The organism is Sporosarcina sp. FSL K6-6792, assembly GCF_038004885.1.
Taxonomy (GTDB): Bacteria; Bacillota; Bacilli; order Bacillales_A; family Planococcaceae; genus Sporosarcina; species Sporosarcina psychrophila.
Genome location: NZ_JBBOSA010000001.1, coordinates 185,708 through 202,998, shown reverse-complemented (window position 1 = coordinate 202,998; position 17,291 = coordinate 185,708). Strand labels below are relative to the sequence as shown.

Here is a 17,291-nt window from a genome sequence, read left to right as displayed (position 1 = left end):
TCCATACCCCTTAAAATTATTTAATAATTCCAACTTCACTACGCCACCATTAAAGATTAACCTCCACACCTGTTTGAATCTTCTCCCAATTTATTGTTGGGGAAACTTTTTTTATCGTGTACACTTAAAATAGATTCACAAAATGGCTGTTTAAGTAAGTAATAGAAATTTAGAGGTCTTTTAACACATTCCTAAAAAACAACAACTACTATCAAATCATTTTTGGGGGAATACGATGTACAAATTGATGATTGTTGAGGATGAACCTCTCATACGTTCTGGATTAAAACAGTACTTCGATTGGAAAGAGTTAGGGGTCCATACAATTATTGAGGCGGAAAACGGGAAAGACGGAGTGGATAGAGCTTTAATCGAGCTCCCCCACTTGGTGATTACAGACATTCGTATGCCTGTAATGGATGGACTTGAAATGATTGGACAGCTCCGATCAAAACTGCCCGATACCCTTTTTATTATCTTGACTGGCCACAATGAATTCGAGTACGCGCAAAAAGCCATTCATTATGGCGGTGTATATGATTATTTACTAAAACCATTGCAATACGAAAAAAGTTTTTCAGTTATTGTAAATTGCTTAGAAAAAATACGCCTAAAGCAGCTGATGCCACAATCTTTTGAACGGCTGACAGATCCAGGTACAAATCAAGGGGTTGGAATTGCGCCCGAAGAAGGCCTTCAACTTTTCGAAAAAATAGAGTCCTATATCAAACTGCATTTGGATCAAGAATTAACACTCAATATGGTTGCCGAACATTTCTTTTATCATCCTTCTTATTTAAGTCGGCTATTCAAAACAAAATTAAATAAAAACTACATGACTTTTGTAAGCGAAATAAGAATTAATTATGCGCTACAATGCCTGAAGGTGTCGCAACATTCCATCGCCGACGTGGCAAGTTTATGTGGGTATAAAAGTTATAAACATTTCGTAAAAGTATTTAAAAGTGTTACCCAAATGACACCAACAGAATATAGAAAACAGTTAAGGCTATGATATTATGAAACAATTGAAGCGCTTCTTACCATTTTTCCAATTTAAACATGTGAATCATCAAATTTTTGTCCTTATGATTTTGACGATTACCATCCCGCTGCTGATTTTATCCGTAATGATTTACATGTTTTCAATTCAATCAGCTAAAAAAGAGTATCAAAATAGTTCGAATCTCATTCTTAATAATCTATCTTTTAATTTCGATCAATATTTGCAGAGCATCGAGATGGGGGCGCTTACTGCACAGATGGACAGTAAACTACAAAATGCGCTTGAAAATTGGCAAGGAGATGACTCAGAACGAGACTATGTTCAAATTTTAGAATACGAAAATGCGATTGAACATTTTATCAGTACAATTGAAATAACCATTGAGAATGTCGACAGCGTCCAAATTTATATAGGTGACCATGTATTTTATTCGACACTTAAAAAATCCGTTTACGATGTGAGTAACTTAACAAACGAAGAATGGTATAAACAAACCATTGATCAAAAAGGTAGAATCGTCTTATTTGGTACTCACCAACCATTTAATAGGGTAAATTCCAATGAATCAGTGATATCAATCGCAAGGGTAATTAATAAAAATGGAAGCAGACAACCGTTAGGTGTTTTGCTTATTGATATCCGTTTAGATTCATTACGTAACATCCTAAATTTATCAGAAAATCATAATCGGAATTTCGTTATTTTGGATCCTCTTGGCAGTGTTATTTACGCTTCTGACCTAGATCAAATCGACTCCAATATGACATTTAAACCCGCTATCCAGCCTTTCCTTTCCGATTCAAATAAGGAATCCGGAAATTTTTACGCACCGGTAGACGGGGTTAATTCATTTTTTAATTTTGTCACTTCTCCCTACTCAGACTGGACAGTTATTCAATATATAGAAGAACAGGAAATGACTAAGCATGCGGAAATGCTTCGCAAAGTTATTTTAGGGTTAGCTTTCTTTTCGATTGGTATGGCTATGTTATTTATGGTGATCTTATACATACGTGTAACTGAACCAATTATCTTTTTAAGTAGGCAAGTGAAAATAATCGGTCGCGGAAAATTCGATGTTAACTTGACTAGCAAACGTCAGGATGAATTTGGCGGACTTTATCAGGGAATTAGCAAAATGGTCACGGACATACAAGATTACATTGAACGGTCCTCTGTGTTAAAAGCTCAACAAAAGCTAGCACATTACCGCGCGCTAAAAAGTCAAATCAATCCGCACTTTTTAGCTAACGCACTTGAATCGATTCAAATGAAAGCGGTGTTAAACAAACAACGGGATATTGCTGAAATGATTGGGGTACTCGGACAGTTATTTCGAATTAATATCCAAAGTGGGAAAGAAACAATCACATTGGAAGAAGAATTGACCCACATTCGCCTGTATATCCAAGTACAACAAATGCGATTCGGAGATAAAATTCAGTACGTCGAAAACTTAGCTCCAACTAGTGAATCTATACGACTTTTGCATTTCTCCCTTCAGCCTCTTGTCGAAAATGGTATTGTCCATGGGTTAGAGCGTAAATATGGAGCTGGAATACTTGAAGTTTCATCTGTTTTTTCCGGCCAGGATATGCTAATAACGGTGAGTGACAATGGGGTCGGTATTGATGAAGAACAACTACAATACTTGAAAAATCGCCTTGCACAATCCTCCAGTACATTAACCGAAGAACATATCGGGCTTAAAAATGTCCATGATCAAATACGGTACTATTTTGGTGATCAATATGGCATTGAGATTGATAGCTCGCTCGGAGTAGGCACGACGGTAACCATACGAATTCCAGCAAGAACATGAAGTTACTAGTTAGGAAACAGGACTCTAATTACTATGCTTCTTTCACCTATCTGAAAAATCTAAATGATTCACACGATAAAATGTGGGTATTACAAGAACATGCACCATTCATCTTAGACATACTCTTGGAGGAGATTTAAATGGATTTAAAACTTAAAGGCGAAAAGAAATGGTTAAAGCTAGGAGCGGCAACATTGCTCTCAGTCGGAATGCTTGCTGCATGTGGCGATGGGGATGACGACGATGTTGACGTGGATGTTAACGAACCTGTAGAAGATGTCAATCCTGAGGATGGAACAAATACGGATGTAGATTTAGATACTGATGATGAAACAGATAAAGATGTTGAGGTTGATGACGATGGCGTCGTTGATGATAAGAAAGATGACGACCATATCGAAGATGGTAGCGACGGTTAATTAGATAATCTGCTGTAGCACTTAAACCAATAAGGACTGGATGGCATCGTAGCCGTCCAGTCCTTTTTGGAATTCAAATTTTCATTTTCAAATGAACATCCCTGCAATAGCGGCACTCAATAACGAGGCTAACATCCCAGCTGCCACCGCACGAACACCCAGTCTTGCAATGTCAGGACGTCGACTTGGTGCAAGAGAACCTAATCCGCCAAGAAGAATTGCCAGTGAACTTAAGTTCGCAAAGCCACAAAGTGCAAAGCTCACGACGATGACTGTTTTAGGGCTGAGTGATGCAATTTCAGGTGCGAATGATGCATACGCGACAAACTCATTCAACACAAGTTTTTGACCAATGAATCCACCTGCTGTTACTGCCTCTGACCAAGGAACACCGATGGCGAATGCGAGCGGTGCAAATAGAATGCCGAGAATCCCCTCAACGGTCAACGATTCAAAGCCAAACACCCATTTACCGATTCCGCCTAACATGCCATTCATCATAGCGATAAGCGCAATGAACGCCAATAGCATGGCACCGACATTCAAGGCAAGTTTTAATCCATCTCCTGCCCCACGTGCTGCTGCATCAATAACGTTCACAGATTCCTGATCCTTACCCATCTCAAAATCTTCAACTTCTGACTTCTCCGTTTCCGGTATAAATATTTTCGCCATAATCAATCCTGCAGGTGCAGCCATGAAGCTTGCTGCAATTAAATACTCAAGTGGAACACCCAGGAGTGCATAACCCGCGAGAACAGAACCAGCAATAGATGCAAGTCCTCCTGTCATGACTGCAAAAAGCTCTGACTTCGTCATGTTTGCCAAAAAAGGTCGGATGACAAGTGGAGCTTCCGTCTGTCCGACGAATATATTCGCGGCCGCAGAAACCGATTCTGCTTTACTCGTGCCAAGCAGTTTCGATAATGCGCCTCCGATCAGTTTGATAACCACCTGCATAATCCCAAGATAATATAGCACGGAAATCAAGGAAGAAAAGAAAATGATGATCGTCAACACTTGGAATGCAAAGACGAAACCGAATTCATTAACATCCGCTGCTGGACCAAAAAGAAATGCAACTCCTTCACCAGCGTAGTCAATGACATTTTGCACGAGTCCAGAAAACCATATTAATCCAGCTCTACCCGCCTCCCATTTCAAGACGACGAATGCAAATGTCACTTGGATGATTAAACCAACAACGATAGTCCGGTAATTAATCGATTTCTTTCCATTAGATAAAAGAAATGCAATTCCTAATACCACAACTATCCCCAAAAGCCCCCACAATAAATTCAACTAGTACACCTCTTCATATGGAAGTTTTCCATTTATAATTTTGTTACTAATACGCCAATTCGCACTATGGAAAGCTCATTTTCGTTGTCTGACGTCATACAACTAAATGAGTTTAGCAAACGAAATGACATAAGTAAATAAATTGTGCGGAAAATAGGAAAAACTATGTTTTCCAAATGATTCAGCAGTTAGTATTCCACATTTATCCGAAATTACTCGTCGTTTTTTGAATACGCTCACATTTTAAGACAACAAAAAAAAGACTACCCTTTAAGTCAATACAGCTGACCTATAAGAAAGTCTTAGTACAATCATCTTCTATATCCTGTTACCAATGTCTATTTTTACGAAGAAAAGAAACAACTGTAATCAAAAAAATGGATTAAACGATGGTAAGCAATTGGTCTTAGAATGACTTTCAAAAAATTACCCATCCTATAAAAAAGGAGATGTCATCAATTATGAGAAAAACATTTATTGCACTTGGAATTATTATTACAGTTAATTCAGCACCAACATATATCCCAACCATTGCTCATACACCACCAGAAATTCCAGCTTACGCTAAGTGGGGTAAACTCGCTATAAAAGAAACACAATCAAAATATCCCAATGCAACTATTGTTGACTACCTTCATGAAGGAAGCGAATCTAAAAAGGATTCAACAATTGAAAAGTTTAAGTTATGGTTAAAAGATGGTAACCACGAATTCGGCGTTTTTATAAGAATTGAGTATATTACCGAAACTGAAAAAGTAGTTACTATTGAATTTGAAGAAACTTCTAGGTAAAACATCACAGTCGTGGCCATTCTATTGAAGTTTGATAAACCCCATTTTTCGAAGAATATTATTTTTAAATCCAAATAATCAAGAGGCTTAATTAAATGGAAAAACTATGCCCTTACCTAAATTACTGAGACAATATAAAACACCTACGTAATTGACACACTTATTAAAAGTGCATCTATCGTAGGCGTTTTTTCATTAAGTAATCCTATTCAACTATTATCAACACCAAAGGAAGTTACCTCACCATCATTCTATCATTGCTCCCAAAGGCTCTAAAACAAATTTTTCGATTGCATGGAGCACTCCTTCTTCATTGTTCGTCAGTGAGATATAATCCGCAAGGTCTTTCAATTCCTGGACCCCGTTACCCATCGCGATACCTAAACCAGCCGTCTTAATCAGTTCAATATCATTGTGATTGTCGCCTATAGCGATAATTTCTGTACGATCGATACCAAGATTACTCGCTAGGTGCAATAAAGCACTTCCTTTGTTAGCTTCCGGATGCGTCACTTCAAGATAGTTTACTAGAGACTTGGCGATATGTGCACTCCCTCCAAACAATGCCCGCAATTCATCTTGTAAGGTTGCAAGGTAGGCAGGCTCTTCGATAAAGAGAGCTTTCGTAAATCCTAGTTTCGCAAGTTTGCCAAGATCCGGTTCTATTTTATACGGGACTTTCGATTTTTTGGAGTACTCAATAATCTTGTCATTTTCTGATGCAGCATAAAGAATATCATCTTGATAAACTTGCAAATGTATTTTTTTATCACGAGCAATCTCAACTAATTTTTGTGCCATGTTAGGAGGTATAAGTCGTTCATATATCACTTCATCGTCATCAATGCTTTTAATGATTGCACCCTGATACGTAATAACTGGTACATTGATGCCAAGTTGCTGTGCAAATAATTTCGCAGATGGAAACATACGCCCTGTCGCAATCGTGACAACTGTTCCTAATTCCACCGCTTTTTGAATAGCCTGGATTGTTCTTGGCGTAATCAGTAATTCATCCGTAAGTAATGTCCCATCAAGGTCAATCGCAATTAGTTTATACATGGAATTCCCCCTTTACTTAATGCTATCTAGTTATCGTCGCATGTTGTTGCTTACACTGTCTAGTGAAGATACTTTTCATCTCGCAAAAATTATATGTTTAAATTGAGAGTTGGAAAACAAAATAGTTATGTCACTAACTTACAGGCGTTTTTTGTGGCTACCTCGAGTCACGATACGCAAACCTTCGATCCGATTGCCTAACTCCACTTCCCAGAAGCTAATCTTCGCAAAAAAGATGTAATTTATCAGCTTAGCATCCCCTTGGCTTTCACTTGAAGTAACCAGTCTGGAAACTCTGTAAGCAACTTATCATACAGCTCTTCATCGGAAACCTTTGCAATATTACTGATTTTAAAGAAATCTGCATTGTCTACATACCTGTCTTTAAGGTCGTCTAACTTTTGCAAGAAAGCAAATTTTTCTTTACCAATCCCAACAAACTGCCAGAAAATAGGTTGATTTGCGCTTTCACGCACAATCCGTGTTGCCTCACTTTTATCAGAGTTATTCCCATCCGTTATAAAGAGTACAAAAGTAGGATGTTCAGGCTTAATAGGGACCTTTATTGCTTTCTTACTGAATAAACCACCAAACAAACTTTTCTTAGCAGGTTCTTGATTCCCACTCAGTGCAGTTCCATATTTACTCACTATCAATTCCATAACTGGAGCATATTTCGTTCCACCACTTACAGTCATTTTAGTGTCCTTTACAAATGTTGCATGGTTCGCTTCTGTTGCTGTACCAACAAAATTTGCACCGTTATTGAATTGAAATACATCAATTTCTTTATTAGCGTCCATGTTCATACCAATGGCTAGTAAACGCTCTACAATCTGCTGTACAGTCCCATTCTTATATAGTGAACTCATTGAGCCCGATTGATCGATTGCTAATATGATTTCTGCTTTAACGCCAGTTAGTTTCTTCTTCTCTAATACAATACCTGCTTTTTTAGTTAAATCTATTAAGTTTGTCATTTAATCATGCTCCTTATCGTTTTTTAATAGTTAATTTATGCCACACAAAGTTATTATTTTCTCATTAAAAAATCTGAAGTCGTAAAAAGCACTAGCATCTAAATATTCGCATTAATCCATCAACAATTACAACTGATTGTACCATAAGTTTATGGATAGCAAGATGGTGTCGCTGATTAACTTCCGCTTTTCAAGAAATAAATGTAGTTGTTTGTTTTTCTTATTTACTTCTCTCAGATGCATTATTTTTCACACAAAAAATGTCGCTCCTTAATCTAAATGATTAAAGAGCGACATACATCATAGTCCATATCAAAACATGTGGACTATTTTATTCAGTTTTAAATTTCTTCTTACGTGAAGGCAACATATTAAAGAGTATATTCAACACAATCGCAGTGACACTTCCCGCGACAATACCGTTACTCGTTAATATTTTAAGATCTGAAGGGAATTGTGCAAAGAGTTCAGGTACGACTGTCACACCAAGTCCTATCCCGATTGCGCAAGCAATGATCATAGAATTCTCTTGAGAATCACTAATGATTTTGCTTAACATTTTAATACCTTGGGAAACGACCATTCCGAACATTGCAATCATCGCGCCGCCTAAAACAGCATTTGGAATAATTGTTGTGAAAGCTGCGATTTTTGGAACAAAACCGAGCGTAACCAACATAATACCCGCGATTAAAATGATTTTTCGTGATCTGACACCTGACATTTGAATTAAACCGACATTTTGTGAAAACGTCGTATACGGAAATGCATTGAAAATACCGCCTAGTAAGACGGCGATGCCTTCCGCACGATACCCTTTTTCAAGATCTTTTCTCTTTATATCGCGCTCACAAATATCACCTAGCGCAAAGTAAACGCCTGTTGATTCAACAAGGGATACCATTGCCACTAAGATCATTATAAAGATAGCAGACCATTCGAAAGTCGGCATACCGAAGTAGAAAGGCTCAACCATATGGAAATAGGCTGCATCCCGAACGGCCGAGAAGTCAACTTTCCCCATAAACGTAGCAACAACAGTCCCGACAACCAAGCCGAGTAAGATGGAAATAGCCCGCATAAAACCAGTGGAAAACTTGAAGACTAGGAGGATAAAAAGCAACGTTCCGAAAGACAATGCTATATTTGACAATGAACCGAAATCACTTGCACCTTGTCCCCCACCCATATTGTTAATAGCTACGGGTATCAACGTAATACCGATAATCGTAACGACAGAACCTGTTACAACTGGAGGGAAAAATCGTACAAGCATACCGAAGAAACGGCTAATAACAATGACGAAAAGTCCCGATACGATAATTGCCCCATAAATAGCGGGAATTCCAGACTCGGTGCCAATCGCAATCATCGGTCCTACCGCTGTAAACGAACAGCCTAATACAACGGGCAATCCGATTCCGAAGAAACGGTTATTCATAATTTGTAAAATCGTTGCAATCCCACACATTAAAATGTCGATGGAAACAAGATAAGTCAGTTGTGTAGAAGTTAGGCCCAGTGCATTACCGACGATTAATGGTACGAGGACCGCCCCCGCATACATCGCCAAAACATGTTGGAGCCCTAAAGCAGTTGACTTAAGTGGATTGCTCACTTGGAAGTTTCCTCCTCAATAAATGTCACTTGCCCATTTTCGAGTGAAGCAATATTCGCAAGTGACTCTACACGGATGCCGCGTTCACGGATTAGCGCCCCACCAGGTTGGAAACCTTTTTCGATAACAATACCAACGCCTGCCAACTTCGCTCCAGCTTGCTCAATGATATCTAGCAAGCCAAGTACAGCTTGTCCGTTTGCAAGGAAGTCATCGATGAGTAAGACTGTATCTTGTGCTGTAATGAAATCTTTTGAAACGGAAATATCATTTGTTTCGTTTTTTGTGAATGAATGGACACTCGCCGTATACAAATGGTCCACTAACGTTAGTGATTTCCTTTTACGTGCAAAAGTTACCGGTACCCCTAGTATCAAGCCCGCCATCATTGATGGAGCAATACCCGACGATTCAATCGTTAGAATTTTTGTTATTCCCGCATCTTTAAATCGTGTTGCAAATTCTTCCCCAACCGCCTGCATAAGAGGTGGATCGATTTGATGATTCAAAAATGAATCTACTTTTAGCACCTGATTCGATAATACTTTACCGTCTTTTACAATTTTATCTTTTAACAATTTCATTTTATTTTTCCTCCTTCTTGTTTTCACAATCAAGAGCCACAAAAATAAGCCCTATGACCATGCATCCAATCAAACCATGAGAGGAGCAATGTCATTCAGGCTTATTTGCTGAATGGAAAAGAAAGAGACATACCCAATTAAATGAGTACGACTTTTTCAATTCGTTGCTTCTCATAGTCGATTTATTTACGGTAAATCGGTAGATACTTGCGGGCCATATTCCCGCTATTATATGAGCGAATGCTATTAGAATGTTATTAGTATAGCACGGGAATTTCAGATTTCAACAAACTCAAAAGTTAAATAATGATTCATTCAATTCAATGAACGTACTATGTGCGGTGAATGTGTTATTGTAGATGAAATAAGTAGACTTTGGGGGCATTATCTTGACCAATCCACATTCCATGAATACAAATAAAAAATTAAAATTCACACGAAATACATGGTTTCTTCTTATCGGAATCATTTTCATCGCGTCCACACTTCGGTCGCCTTTAACATCTGTCGGACCATTAATCTCTTCCATTAGAGACAGTTTGGCCATTTCAAATGTATTAGCGGGATTCCTAACGACCATTCCTCTGCTCGCGTTTGCACTTATTTCACCGTTCGCTCCGAAAATTGCACGTCGCTTCGGAATGGAACTGACATTATTCGTATCACTCATATTATTGACAGCAGGTATTATTACTCGTTCTCTAGGCACAACACCTAATTTGCTCATTGGCACTTTCCTAATAGGACTTGCCATTGCATTTGGAAATGTCTTATTACCAGGTCTAATAAAACTCAACTTTCCACTGCATATGGGTCTCATTACCGGTATTTATTCGGTCTCTATGAATTTATCCGCAGCCATCGCGGTTGGCGTCAGTGCACCACTTTCTCATAATACACAGTTTGGATGGAGAGGCGCATTAGGAGTTTGGGCGCTGCTAGCATTTATCGCTCTACTCGTCTGGCTCCCGCAACTTAAAAACAAGAAATCACCAAATTCATTGGATGTTCATTTGGAAAAGGCCAAATCACCCTCTTTATGGCGTTCCCCATTGGCTTGGAGTGTTACCTTCTTTATGGGGTTCCAATCTTTGATATTTTATACAACTTCCGCATGGATGCCTGAGGTGTTAAAAACGCAAGGAATAAGTCCAGATAGTGCTGGATGGATGGTTTCCCTCTTGCAATTTGCGCAATTACCAATGACATTCATAGTTCCGATTCTAGCAGGAAAAGTAAAAGATCAGCGCTGGATTGTAGCGGGTGTCGCACTATTATACCTCTTGGGCTATGGCGGTATCATGGCAGGCACAACTGCACTGGTTCCACTCTTTATGATTTTGATTGGAGTTGCAGGTGGCGCAGCATTTGGACTTTCAATGATGTTCTTCTCATTACGCACACGGACACCACATGAAGCTGCAGATTTATCAGGTATGGCACAGTCCTTCGGCTATTTACTTGCAGCAGTTGGACCAGTACTCTTCGGATTATTACACGATTTCACATCAGGTTGGACAGTGCCCATGCTGATTATTATCATTGCATCTTTAATTGTCCTCCTATCAGGCTTGAAAGCAGGGAAAAACACCTTCGTTACTCCAGAGTAGGTGCTTAGAAATCTTCTACTACCTAAAAAGTGCTGTAAACCAATATTGGTTTACAGCCTTTTTCAAGTTATCATTTTTTTACTCGGCTACAACATCCGTTTTGACCTTCTCCTCTTTATTCTACTGGGCTATCAAAAGAACCTCTCTATCAAAATGGCAGTTAATACTAACCCAACTATAAATCATATACAGACAACTCCCCTAGAGTTCTTGCCGTTTCTACGAGGCAAATGGATAAAGTTCTCTTTCATTCTTTTCATTTTTGCATCAGTTGCTACTAATCAAATGGGTTCAACAGGTAATCGTTAACGTGAATTCAATATGCTTCAGCAGCAAATTGCGGATAGGTTTTATTATTTGAAAGCTGGGTATTTTAAAGACTAGCACTAACACTATAAAAATCTTAGGAGGCAATTTGAAATGGCTGACAAAAAGTTTGTAGGTACATTCCATAATGAAACCCAAGTCTTGAATAAGATTGATGAGTTAAAAGCGCAAGGTTATACTGAAAACGATATTTATATTGTGACGAATGATGCAGATACATTATCGATTATCCGAGGAGAAACTGATGTGGATCTCCGATCGCCTGAAGGTAACTGGATGGACAAGTTCATCGCTTTCCTGAGCGGAGATGAACCCGTCAAAGGTGCATTCACTAACATGGGATTCACCGACGAAGAATCCAACCGTTATTTCAATGAAGTCAAAGCTGGCGGAATTCTTCTATACGTGGACCAGGAATACGGTAATCTCTATGGAAATCAAGGGATGGAATATCAAGCAGGTTATACAGATCCTAATATCGGCTCAAATCTTGTTGTTGATGATTATGATAATCCCAATCTAGCAATGAACAGCCAAGGGTTAGGGTTAGGAACAGATGCAGAACAGGAAGAACATCTAAGATTGCACGAAGAGAAGCTCAATGTCGACAAAGAACGCTATCAGGCGGGTGAAGTGAACGTCAGTAAGCACATTGTCGAAGAGACACAAACGGTAGAAGTGCCCGTCACACGTGAAGAAGTGTACATTGAACGACGCGCAGTAACTGAAGAGACTGCTGCCGGAGAAGTGTTTGATGATGGTGAAAATATTCATATACCTGTTATGGAAGAGCGGGTTGAAGTGACAAAACGTCCTGTCGTTAGTGAAGAAATCGTCGTTGGCAAACGTGAAGTTCATGATACAGAAACGGTTAACGAAACCCTACGCCGTGAAGAAGCGGATATCGACCGGACCGATTCAGTACTAGATGAACGTGATGGGACGGCCATACATTCATTGGATACAAATCCATTTGAGCGGAATGAATTAAATAATGATTCTTTAATCGACCGGAAACGATTTTAATAATTAAGAAAACCGTAAGGCGCCTGGAGTCTCGACACTGCTCCAGATTGAAAAACAGATATTTTCTTATTCCTTTAAAAAGGAGCTTGCTTAAGTATGATTTACTTAGGCAAGCTCCTTTTCCTTTTCCGGATTGACTTCCATCACTTTTTTGGATAGTTCAATTGCCAGGAGACGCCGAATTTATCTCCTTCCAACCAAACTTGTCACTGACAATGAAGTGGAAGGAGTGAATGTGAATTCTTGGTTGATAGAACTGTCGATGCACATGAACGCCTGTCCTTTTATTGTGAATGTGGCGTGCATGATCATGCCGTTTTCTTGATGGACTACATTTAGAATTTCCGATTCCTCAAAACGGCTGTGTAAAAATTCATGGCATTTTATGCATTTCCTTCAAACATAAGCAAAGATAAGAAACGTCGTTATTTTTGGTCGGTAGTCCCTATAAGTTATTTCCCCTAACATCTTTATTTATAAATCAATTTCTAAAACGATCGGACAATGGTCGCTGCCGAGTATATGTGGATGGATGGTAGCATCTTTCAATAGAGATTCCAATTGTTTGGAGGCTATGAAATAATCAATCCGCCATCCAATATTCCGCTCCCTAACCTTACTCATGTACGACCACCAAGTATATGCTCCTTCTAGATTTGGATTGAAATACCGATACGTATCGATGAATCCTTCCCCTAATAGCTCCGTCATCTTTCCGCGTTCCTCACTGGTGAAGCCCGAATTACCGATGTTCGATTTCACATTTCGTACATCTATTTCCTGATGTGCGACATTCAAATCACCACATAGAATGACTGGTTTCATATCATTCAGTTTCTTTAAGTAATCACGCATGTCGTTTTCCCATTCCAAGCGAAATGGCAATCGTGCCAAATCCCGCTGCGAATTTGGCGTATAGACGTTTACTAAATAAAACTGCGCGAACTCAAGCGTAAGAATCCGTCCCTCTTCTTGAGCATCTAAATCGCCTACACCGTATTTCACAGTCAATGGTTTTTCTTTCGTGAATACAGCCGTACCTGAATAGCCCTTTTTTAGTGCGTAATTCCAATATTGATGATAACCATCCAACTGTAAATCAATTTGACCTTCTTGCAGTTTTATCTCCTGTACACAGAAGATGTCTGCATCCACCGTTTCAAAGTATTCTAAGAAACCTTTACTAACACATGCCCTTAATCCGTTGACGTTCCATGATACTAATTTCATATAGATTGACTCCTTTGATTAACCTCTGCGAATTCTCTTTCCATTCCTACTATAGCACAAAAGAACATACGTTCAATTTTTCGCCTCTTAAAAATGAAACTCCTGCTACAGCTAGCCTAGTTGATTCATTCATCGCCAAAAAATTCCGATTAGAACGATTGCTCCTAATAGAAATTTGCCAATCTGCCCGATTTGTTCCGAGGTGATAAATGGTTTTGGCACAAGAAATTCCATTTCCTTGATTTCATTCTCCAAATGATCTATTTTGGCTTTCAGCGCTATCATTTCTTTGTCCAGATTGGTTTCCCATTCATCTTGTCCATTCATATGTATTCCTCCCATTTTTTGATTTAACTTACTATACGTTACTTACTCAAATTGGTTTCATTTTTTCATTAATAAACAAATCTCAACGGCTTTGTTCGGGATCTATAAACCTCGTTTATTGAACTCCCCTATGTTCTCCAGTATCTCGCTATGGACACTAATATTCTATGTTACAAAGACGATAAGACTTACTACATATCACACCTCTTGATTATCCAAAAAATAACCAGTGAAAAACATGATCACCTACTGGGCGCTACATGTATAGTTGACTTTGGATTGCTTTGGATAGAATGACTTCTATACGATTACCTAGATGTCTGGATATGTAGGGATGCGACTTTGTCGCATCCCTACATATTTTTTCGTTAATCGTATGGTGGCCCTTCATCCGTCGCGCTCCAAATACATCAGTACACGAAGTGATAAATCTTTTTGAGACGAAAGAATAGAGGGGCATCTACCTGGATAAAAGCCGCCAAAGATGCAATTTTGGCGGCTGAAACTCTCTTTAGGGCTTGCTCTTTTTGACTAGTAAAGAAGTGTCACTTTATATAAAGGACCACATGACTACATGCATACTCTTTGCTAAAAGTAAGTAAAGGAACACATTGTACAACGTGAAAGAGTGCCCGAAATTGCATCTTCGGGCACTTACACTCCCTATAGAAAGTCATCTATTCTTTTCTTTCCAAGCAACTGCATTATTCACTTGAATATTGTAGGAACGCGACAGGCAACTATTCGCAACAGGATTAACGAAAATAGTGTGGCTAGAAGTGACGGAGTCACTTCTAGCCACACATGCCTCTCGATAAATGTGTCGTGAATATTTCGCCGAAAGCGGACCGGAAATGATCCCGTGAAAATGGATTTCCCCAACCCCTACTCACCATTATTTTTTTGCAAATAAATGGATAACAAAAAGTCATGCCTACATATAATTGTACGAACCAGTTAAAGGTTTTTCTTTGTCTTGCAGCTGATTGAAATATGTATGCAAATAATCCGATAAATAACGAGATTATTATCAAATCGGATTGCCATATACGCTCTGCTGAATTAACAGGAATCATTACCTCTTGTAAGATTTGTATAGTGTTATCATCATTAATTTGTATATTATATTTTTCTTTGTTGAAAAAACCTTCTTCAATCGTTATGAAAGATGCACTTTCATCTAAATTATAATGATAGCCAATCAAATTAAAATTAGTTAGTATTGTGAACGCTAACGCTAACAATAGCATCATCACAGGTATAAAAATGAACCCAAGCGGCTCTTTTTACAGGCTTTAACATAATTATCCCCCCTCCCGTAATTATCGTTTGTTATTCTATTTTATTCACAATAGTTGTGGGAATACCTCTTTAATTTGGAAAATAATTCGCAATACGAAAAATGCCTGTACTGAACACAACTTCAAATTGTGTTTAGCACAGGCAAGGAAGCATTAATTTAAAGAGAAGAATGTTTACATTTTTCTCTTGGAGCGGTGTCTTGACTTCAGCACTATTCTTACTTCATCTGGTCTGTTACAGTATCAACAAGTAACAAAGGATCTACCGTATATACCTCGTAAACGACTTCCTCTTCCTGCCACATAAAGCTATTCGCAGCTGCCCCCTCACTATTCATATCAAACATTGCAGCCCCGATCTTTTGTGGCGCTGGTAATAATTGATTTTCCAACTTTGCGACAATCTCTTTTGCCAAATCGTTCATTTTCGCACTTCCTGCTTCGCTATTCCGATTACGCATAGAAAATGACCAGCGCCCCTCATGCCATGTAAGGAAAGTACTCCCTGCACCGGCATCTTGGTATCCCGTAATGCCATTTCCCAAATCAACTTTTTGAGCGCCATCATTAATGGGTTGGTAATTGATTTTCGCTTTAGCACTAGCCGCTGAATCATACCTTGTCCCATTAACAATCATATAAGGGTGTGCATCGTACAAGGTAGGATCATTTACAGGAATCGGTACATTTGTGACATAATAATTTACTTCGTAATTATTTTTGCTCGATGCAGTAGTCGCCGTCAGATAACCTTCCCCTACAAAAATATCCTCTGGCAACATCAATTTCACATCAGTTTCTATAGCAGATGTTACCTGCGCTAAGATTTCTTCATGTGTTTGCTCTGGATTAGTTTCGGGGCTTTCTATTTGTTTATCGGGTGTATCCGTTTCGGTAATATTTGGTGTCTCTACAACTTGATCCGCGCTTGATGAACATCCACCCAGTATGAATAAAGCGCTAATGACAATTACGCTAACTCTTTTTGATTTCATATAGTTCTCTCCTTATATAAACCACAAAAAATACTCGATTTTATTCGTATTCCCCTTTTTCTTACTTGTTAATCCTTTTTTTAAGCACGATGCGAGAAATAAACAGGTTTAACTGTCCATTAGCGAGAACTTGAAGTGTAATTCCGAAAATAGTTTATTCATCAAAAAAACTCATCATTCATTGGAAGAATGATGAGCCTTTTATTGAATAGCCAGTTGAAACGGATAGCTTAATGGGCGTCAGGAAATACTCGCTTCATCGCATCTGAAAACTCTTCAAAGAATCCTTCCACTGGTTTGTCTTCTCTAATCTTAGTTCCATATTCGTCCATTTGTTTTACAAAATCGGGATTCATCGATACATAAACATTTTTAAAGTTAGCATCAGTCGACCTGACCTCATCCGCAATCTTATTCTCAGTCACCTCTGAACCATCTGCTCCTTCTTTTAGCACGACTGCCACATAAGCATTTGTGTCAGTTACGATGACATTGGCGCTTTCCACTTCTTCCATTTCCACTATTTTATCAGCAACATCATCAGCGACCGTCAGCTCTTGATTACCTTCACTATTTGGATTGGTATCCGTTGCCGAGTCGTTTGTAGTACCGTTGGTGGTAGTATCGTTTACATCCGTTTCTGTTTCTGTACCCACTGCATTGTCCTTCACTTCTTCATTTTTCTTCGTTCCACAACCCATCAAAGAAAAAATGACGAGCAAAGTAGCCAAAACACGCAACATCTTAGTCATTGATAATCCTCCTTCAAATTTGTCAGTAACGATAGCATGGTCTGTTTGTCTTTTTTTATGTAGTCGTTTTAAAATTTTATGCCAAAAAAATTCTCAAGCTGAAAAACGGCTTGAGAATGAAGTAAATTATAGTAATACA

At 38.7% G+C, this 17,291-nt stretch carries 16 protein-coding genes and 1 riboswitch; of the genes, 6 read left to right on the top strand and 10 right to left on the bottom strand.

Annotated elements, in window-relative coordinates:
- Positions 1–235 precede the first annotated feature (235 nt).
- The 3 genes from MKZ26_RS00865 (at position 236) to MKZ26_RS00855 (ending at position 3,247) form a co-directional block, all read left to right on the top strand.
- Entirely contained in the window at positions 236–1,015 is a 780-nt protein-coding gene (locus MKZ26_RS00865) for a response regulator transcription factor (RefSeq protein ID WP_340763869.1), read from the top strand.
- 4 nt (positions 1,016–1,019) lie between these two features.
- Entirely contained in the window at positions 1,020–2,828 is a 1,809-nt protein-coding gene (locus MKZ26_RS00860; protein ID WP_340763867.1) for a cache domain-containing sensor histidine kinase, read from the top strand.
- A gap of 140 nt (positions 2,829–2,968) precedes the next feature.
- The gene (locus MKZ26_RS00855; RefSeq protein WP_338656303.1) at positions 2,969–3,247 is read left to right on the top strand and encodes a DNA primase; all 279 of its coding nucleotides are present in this window, start codon (positions 2,969–2,971) and stop codon (positions 3,245–3,247) included.
- 87 nt (positions 3,248–3,334) lie between these two features.
- Here the strand turns inward: MKZ26_RS00855 and MKZ26_RS00850 are convergent, their stop codons facing one another.
- On the bottom strand, positions 3,335–4,549 hold the full coding sequence (locus MKZ26_RS00850; RefSeq protein ID WP_067210518.1) for a NupC/NupG family nucleoside CNT transporter: 1,215 nt from the start codon (positions 4,547–4,549) through the stop codon (positions 3,335–3,337).
- Between the two features lie 461 nt (positions 4,550–5,010).
- Here MKZ26_RS00850 and MKZ26_RS00845 point away from each other — a divergent pair, with 461 nt between their 5' ends.
- A complete protein-coding gene (locus tag MKZ26_RS00845) occupies positions 5,011–5,340 on the top strand; it encodes a DUF3889 domain-containing protein (RefSeq protein ID WP_340763865.1) in 330 nt (109 codons plus the stop codon).
- A 246-nt stretch (positions 5,341–5,586) separates the two neighbouring features.
- On the opposite strand, the gene MKZ26_RS00840 is transcribed toward MKZ26_RS00845, so the two are convergent.
- From MKZ26_RS00840 to MKZ26_RS00825, 4 genes are all read right to left on the bottom strand, one after another.
- The gene (locus tag MKZ26_RS00840) at positions 5,587–6,402 is read right to left on the bottom strand and encodes a Cof-type HAD-IIB family hydrolase (protein WP_340763863.1); all 816 of its coding nucleotides are present in this window, start codon (positions 6,400–6,402) and stop codon (positions 5,587–5,589) included.
- Positions 6,403–6,647: 245 nt separating this feature from the next.
- Entirely contained in the window at positions 6,648–7,382 is a 735-nt protein-coding gene (locus MKZ26_RS00835) for a VWA domain-containing protein (RefSeq protein ID WP_340763862.1), read from the bottom strand.
- A gap of 331 nt (positions 7,383–7,713) precedes the next feature.
- The gene (locus MKZ26_RS00830) at positions 7,714–9,000 is read right to left on the bottom strand and encodes a nucleobase:cation symporter-2 family protein (RefSeq protein ID WP_340763861.1); all 1,287 of its coding nucleotides are present in this window, start codon (positions 8,998–9,000) and stop codon (positions 7,714–7,716) included.
- Entirely contained in the window at positions 8,997–9,584 is a 588-nt protein-coding gene (locus MKZ26_RS00825; RefSeq protein WP_340763859.1) for a xanthine phosphoribosyltransferase, read from the bottom strand. The genes MKZ26_RS00830 and MKZ26_RS00825 overlap by 4 nt, the downstream gene beginning before the upstream one ends.
- Positions 9,585–9,738: 154 nt before the next feature.
- A riboswitch (purine riboswitch) is annotated at positions 9,739–9,840 on the bottom strand.
- A 151-nt stretch (positions 9,841–9,991) separates the two neighbouring features.
- On the opposite strand from MKZ26_RS00825, the gene MKZ26_RS00820 reads away from it, so the two are divergent.
- Both MKZ26_RS00820 and MKZ26_RS00815 read left to right on the top strand, forming a co-directional pair.
- Positions 9,992–11,194: a CynX/NimT family MFS transporter gene (locus MKZ26_RS00820; RefSeq protein ID WP_340767586.1), complete on the top strand. Its 1,203-nt coding sequence runs from the start codon at positions 9,992–9,994 to the stop codon at positions 11,192–11,194.
- Positions 11,195–11,614: 420 nt separating this feature from the next.
- Positions 11,615–12,547, top strand: coding sequence for a YsnF/AvaK domain-containing protein (locus MKZ26_RS00815; RefSeq protein ID WP_340763857.1), 933 nt, complete (start codon positions 11,615–11,617; stop codon positions 12,545–12,547).
- Positions 12,548–12,730: 183 nt separating this feature from the next.
- Here the strand turns inward: MKZ26_RS00815 and MKZ26_RS00810 are convergent, their stop codons facing one another.
- The 5 genes from MKZ26_RS00810 to MKZ26_RS00790 all read right to left on the bottom strand — a co-directional run bounded on the left by MKZ26_RS00810 (position 12,731) and on the right by MKZ26_RS00790 (position 17,152).
- Complete coding sequence (locus tag MKZ26_RS00810; RefSeq protein ID WP_445683445.1) at positions 12,731–12,934, bottom strand: VOC family protein; 204 nt, start codon at positions 12,932–12,934, stop codon at positions 12,731–12,733.
- An 87-nt stretch (positions 12,935–13,021) separates the two neighbouring features.
- Positions 13,022–13,777, bottom strand: coding sequence for an exodeoxyribonuclease III (locus MKZ26_RS00805; protein ID WP_067210531.1), 756 nt, complete (start codon positions 13,775–13,777; stop codon positions 13,022–13,024).
- Between the two features lie 129 nt (positions 13,778–13,906).
- Positions 13,907–14,104, bottom strand: a complete 198-nt coding sequence (locus MKZ26_RS00800; protein WP_067210533.1) for a hypothetical protein — start codon at positions 14,102–14,104, stop codon at positions 13,907–13,909.
- A 1,519-nt stretch (positions 14,105–15,623) separates the two neighbouring features.
- Positions 15,624–16,400 carry a hypothetical protein gene (locus tag MKZ26_RS00795; protein ID WP_340763855.1) on the bottom strand — a complete coding sequence of 259 codons (777 nt, stop codon included), beginning with the start codon at positions 16,398–16,400 and terminating at the stop codon, positions 15,624–15,626.
- 230 nt (positions 16,401–16,630) lie between these two features.
- Positions 16,631–17,152 (bottom strand): YhcN/YlaJ family sporulation lipoprotein, encoded by a 522-nt coding sequence (locus MKZ26_RS00790; RefSeq protein WP_067210541.1) that lies wholly within the window; start codon positions 17,150–17,152, stop codon positions 16,631–16,633.
- Between the last annotated feature and the right edge of the window lie 139 nt (positions 17,153–17,291).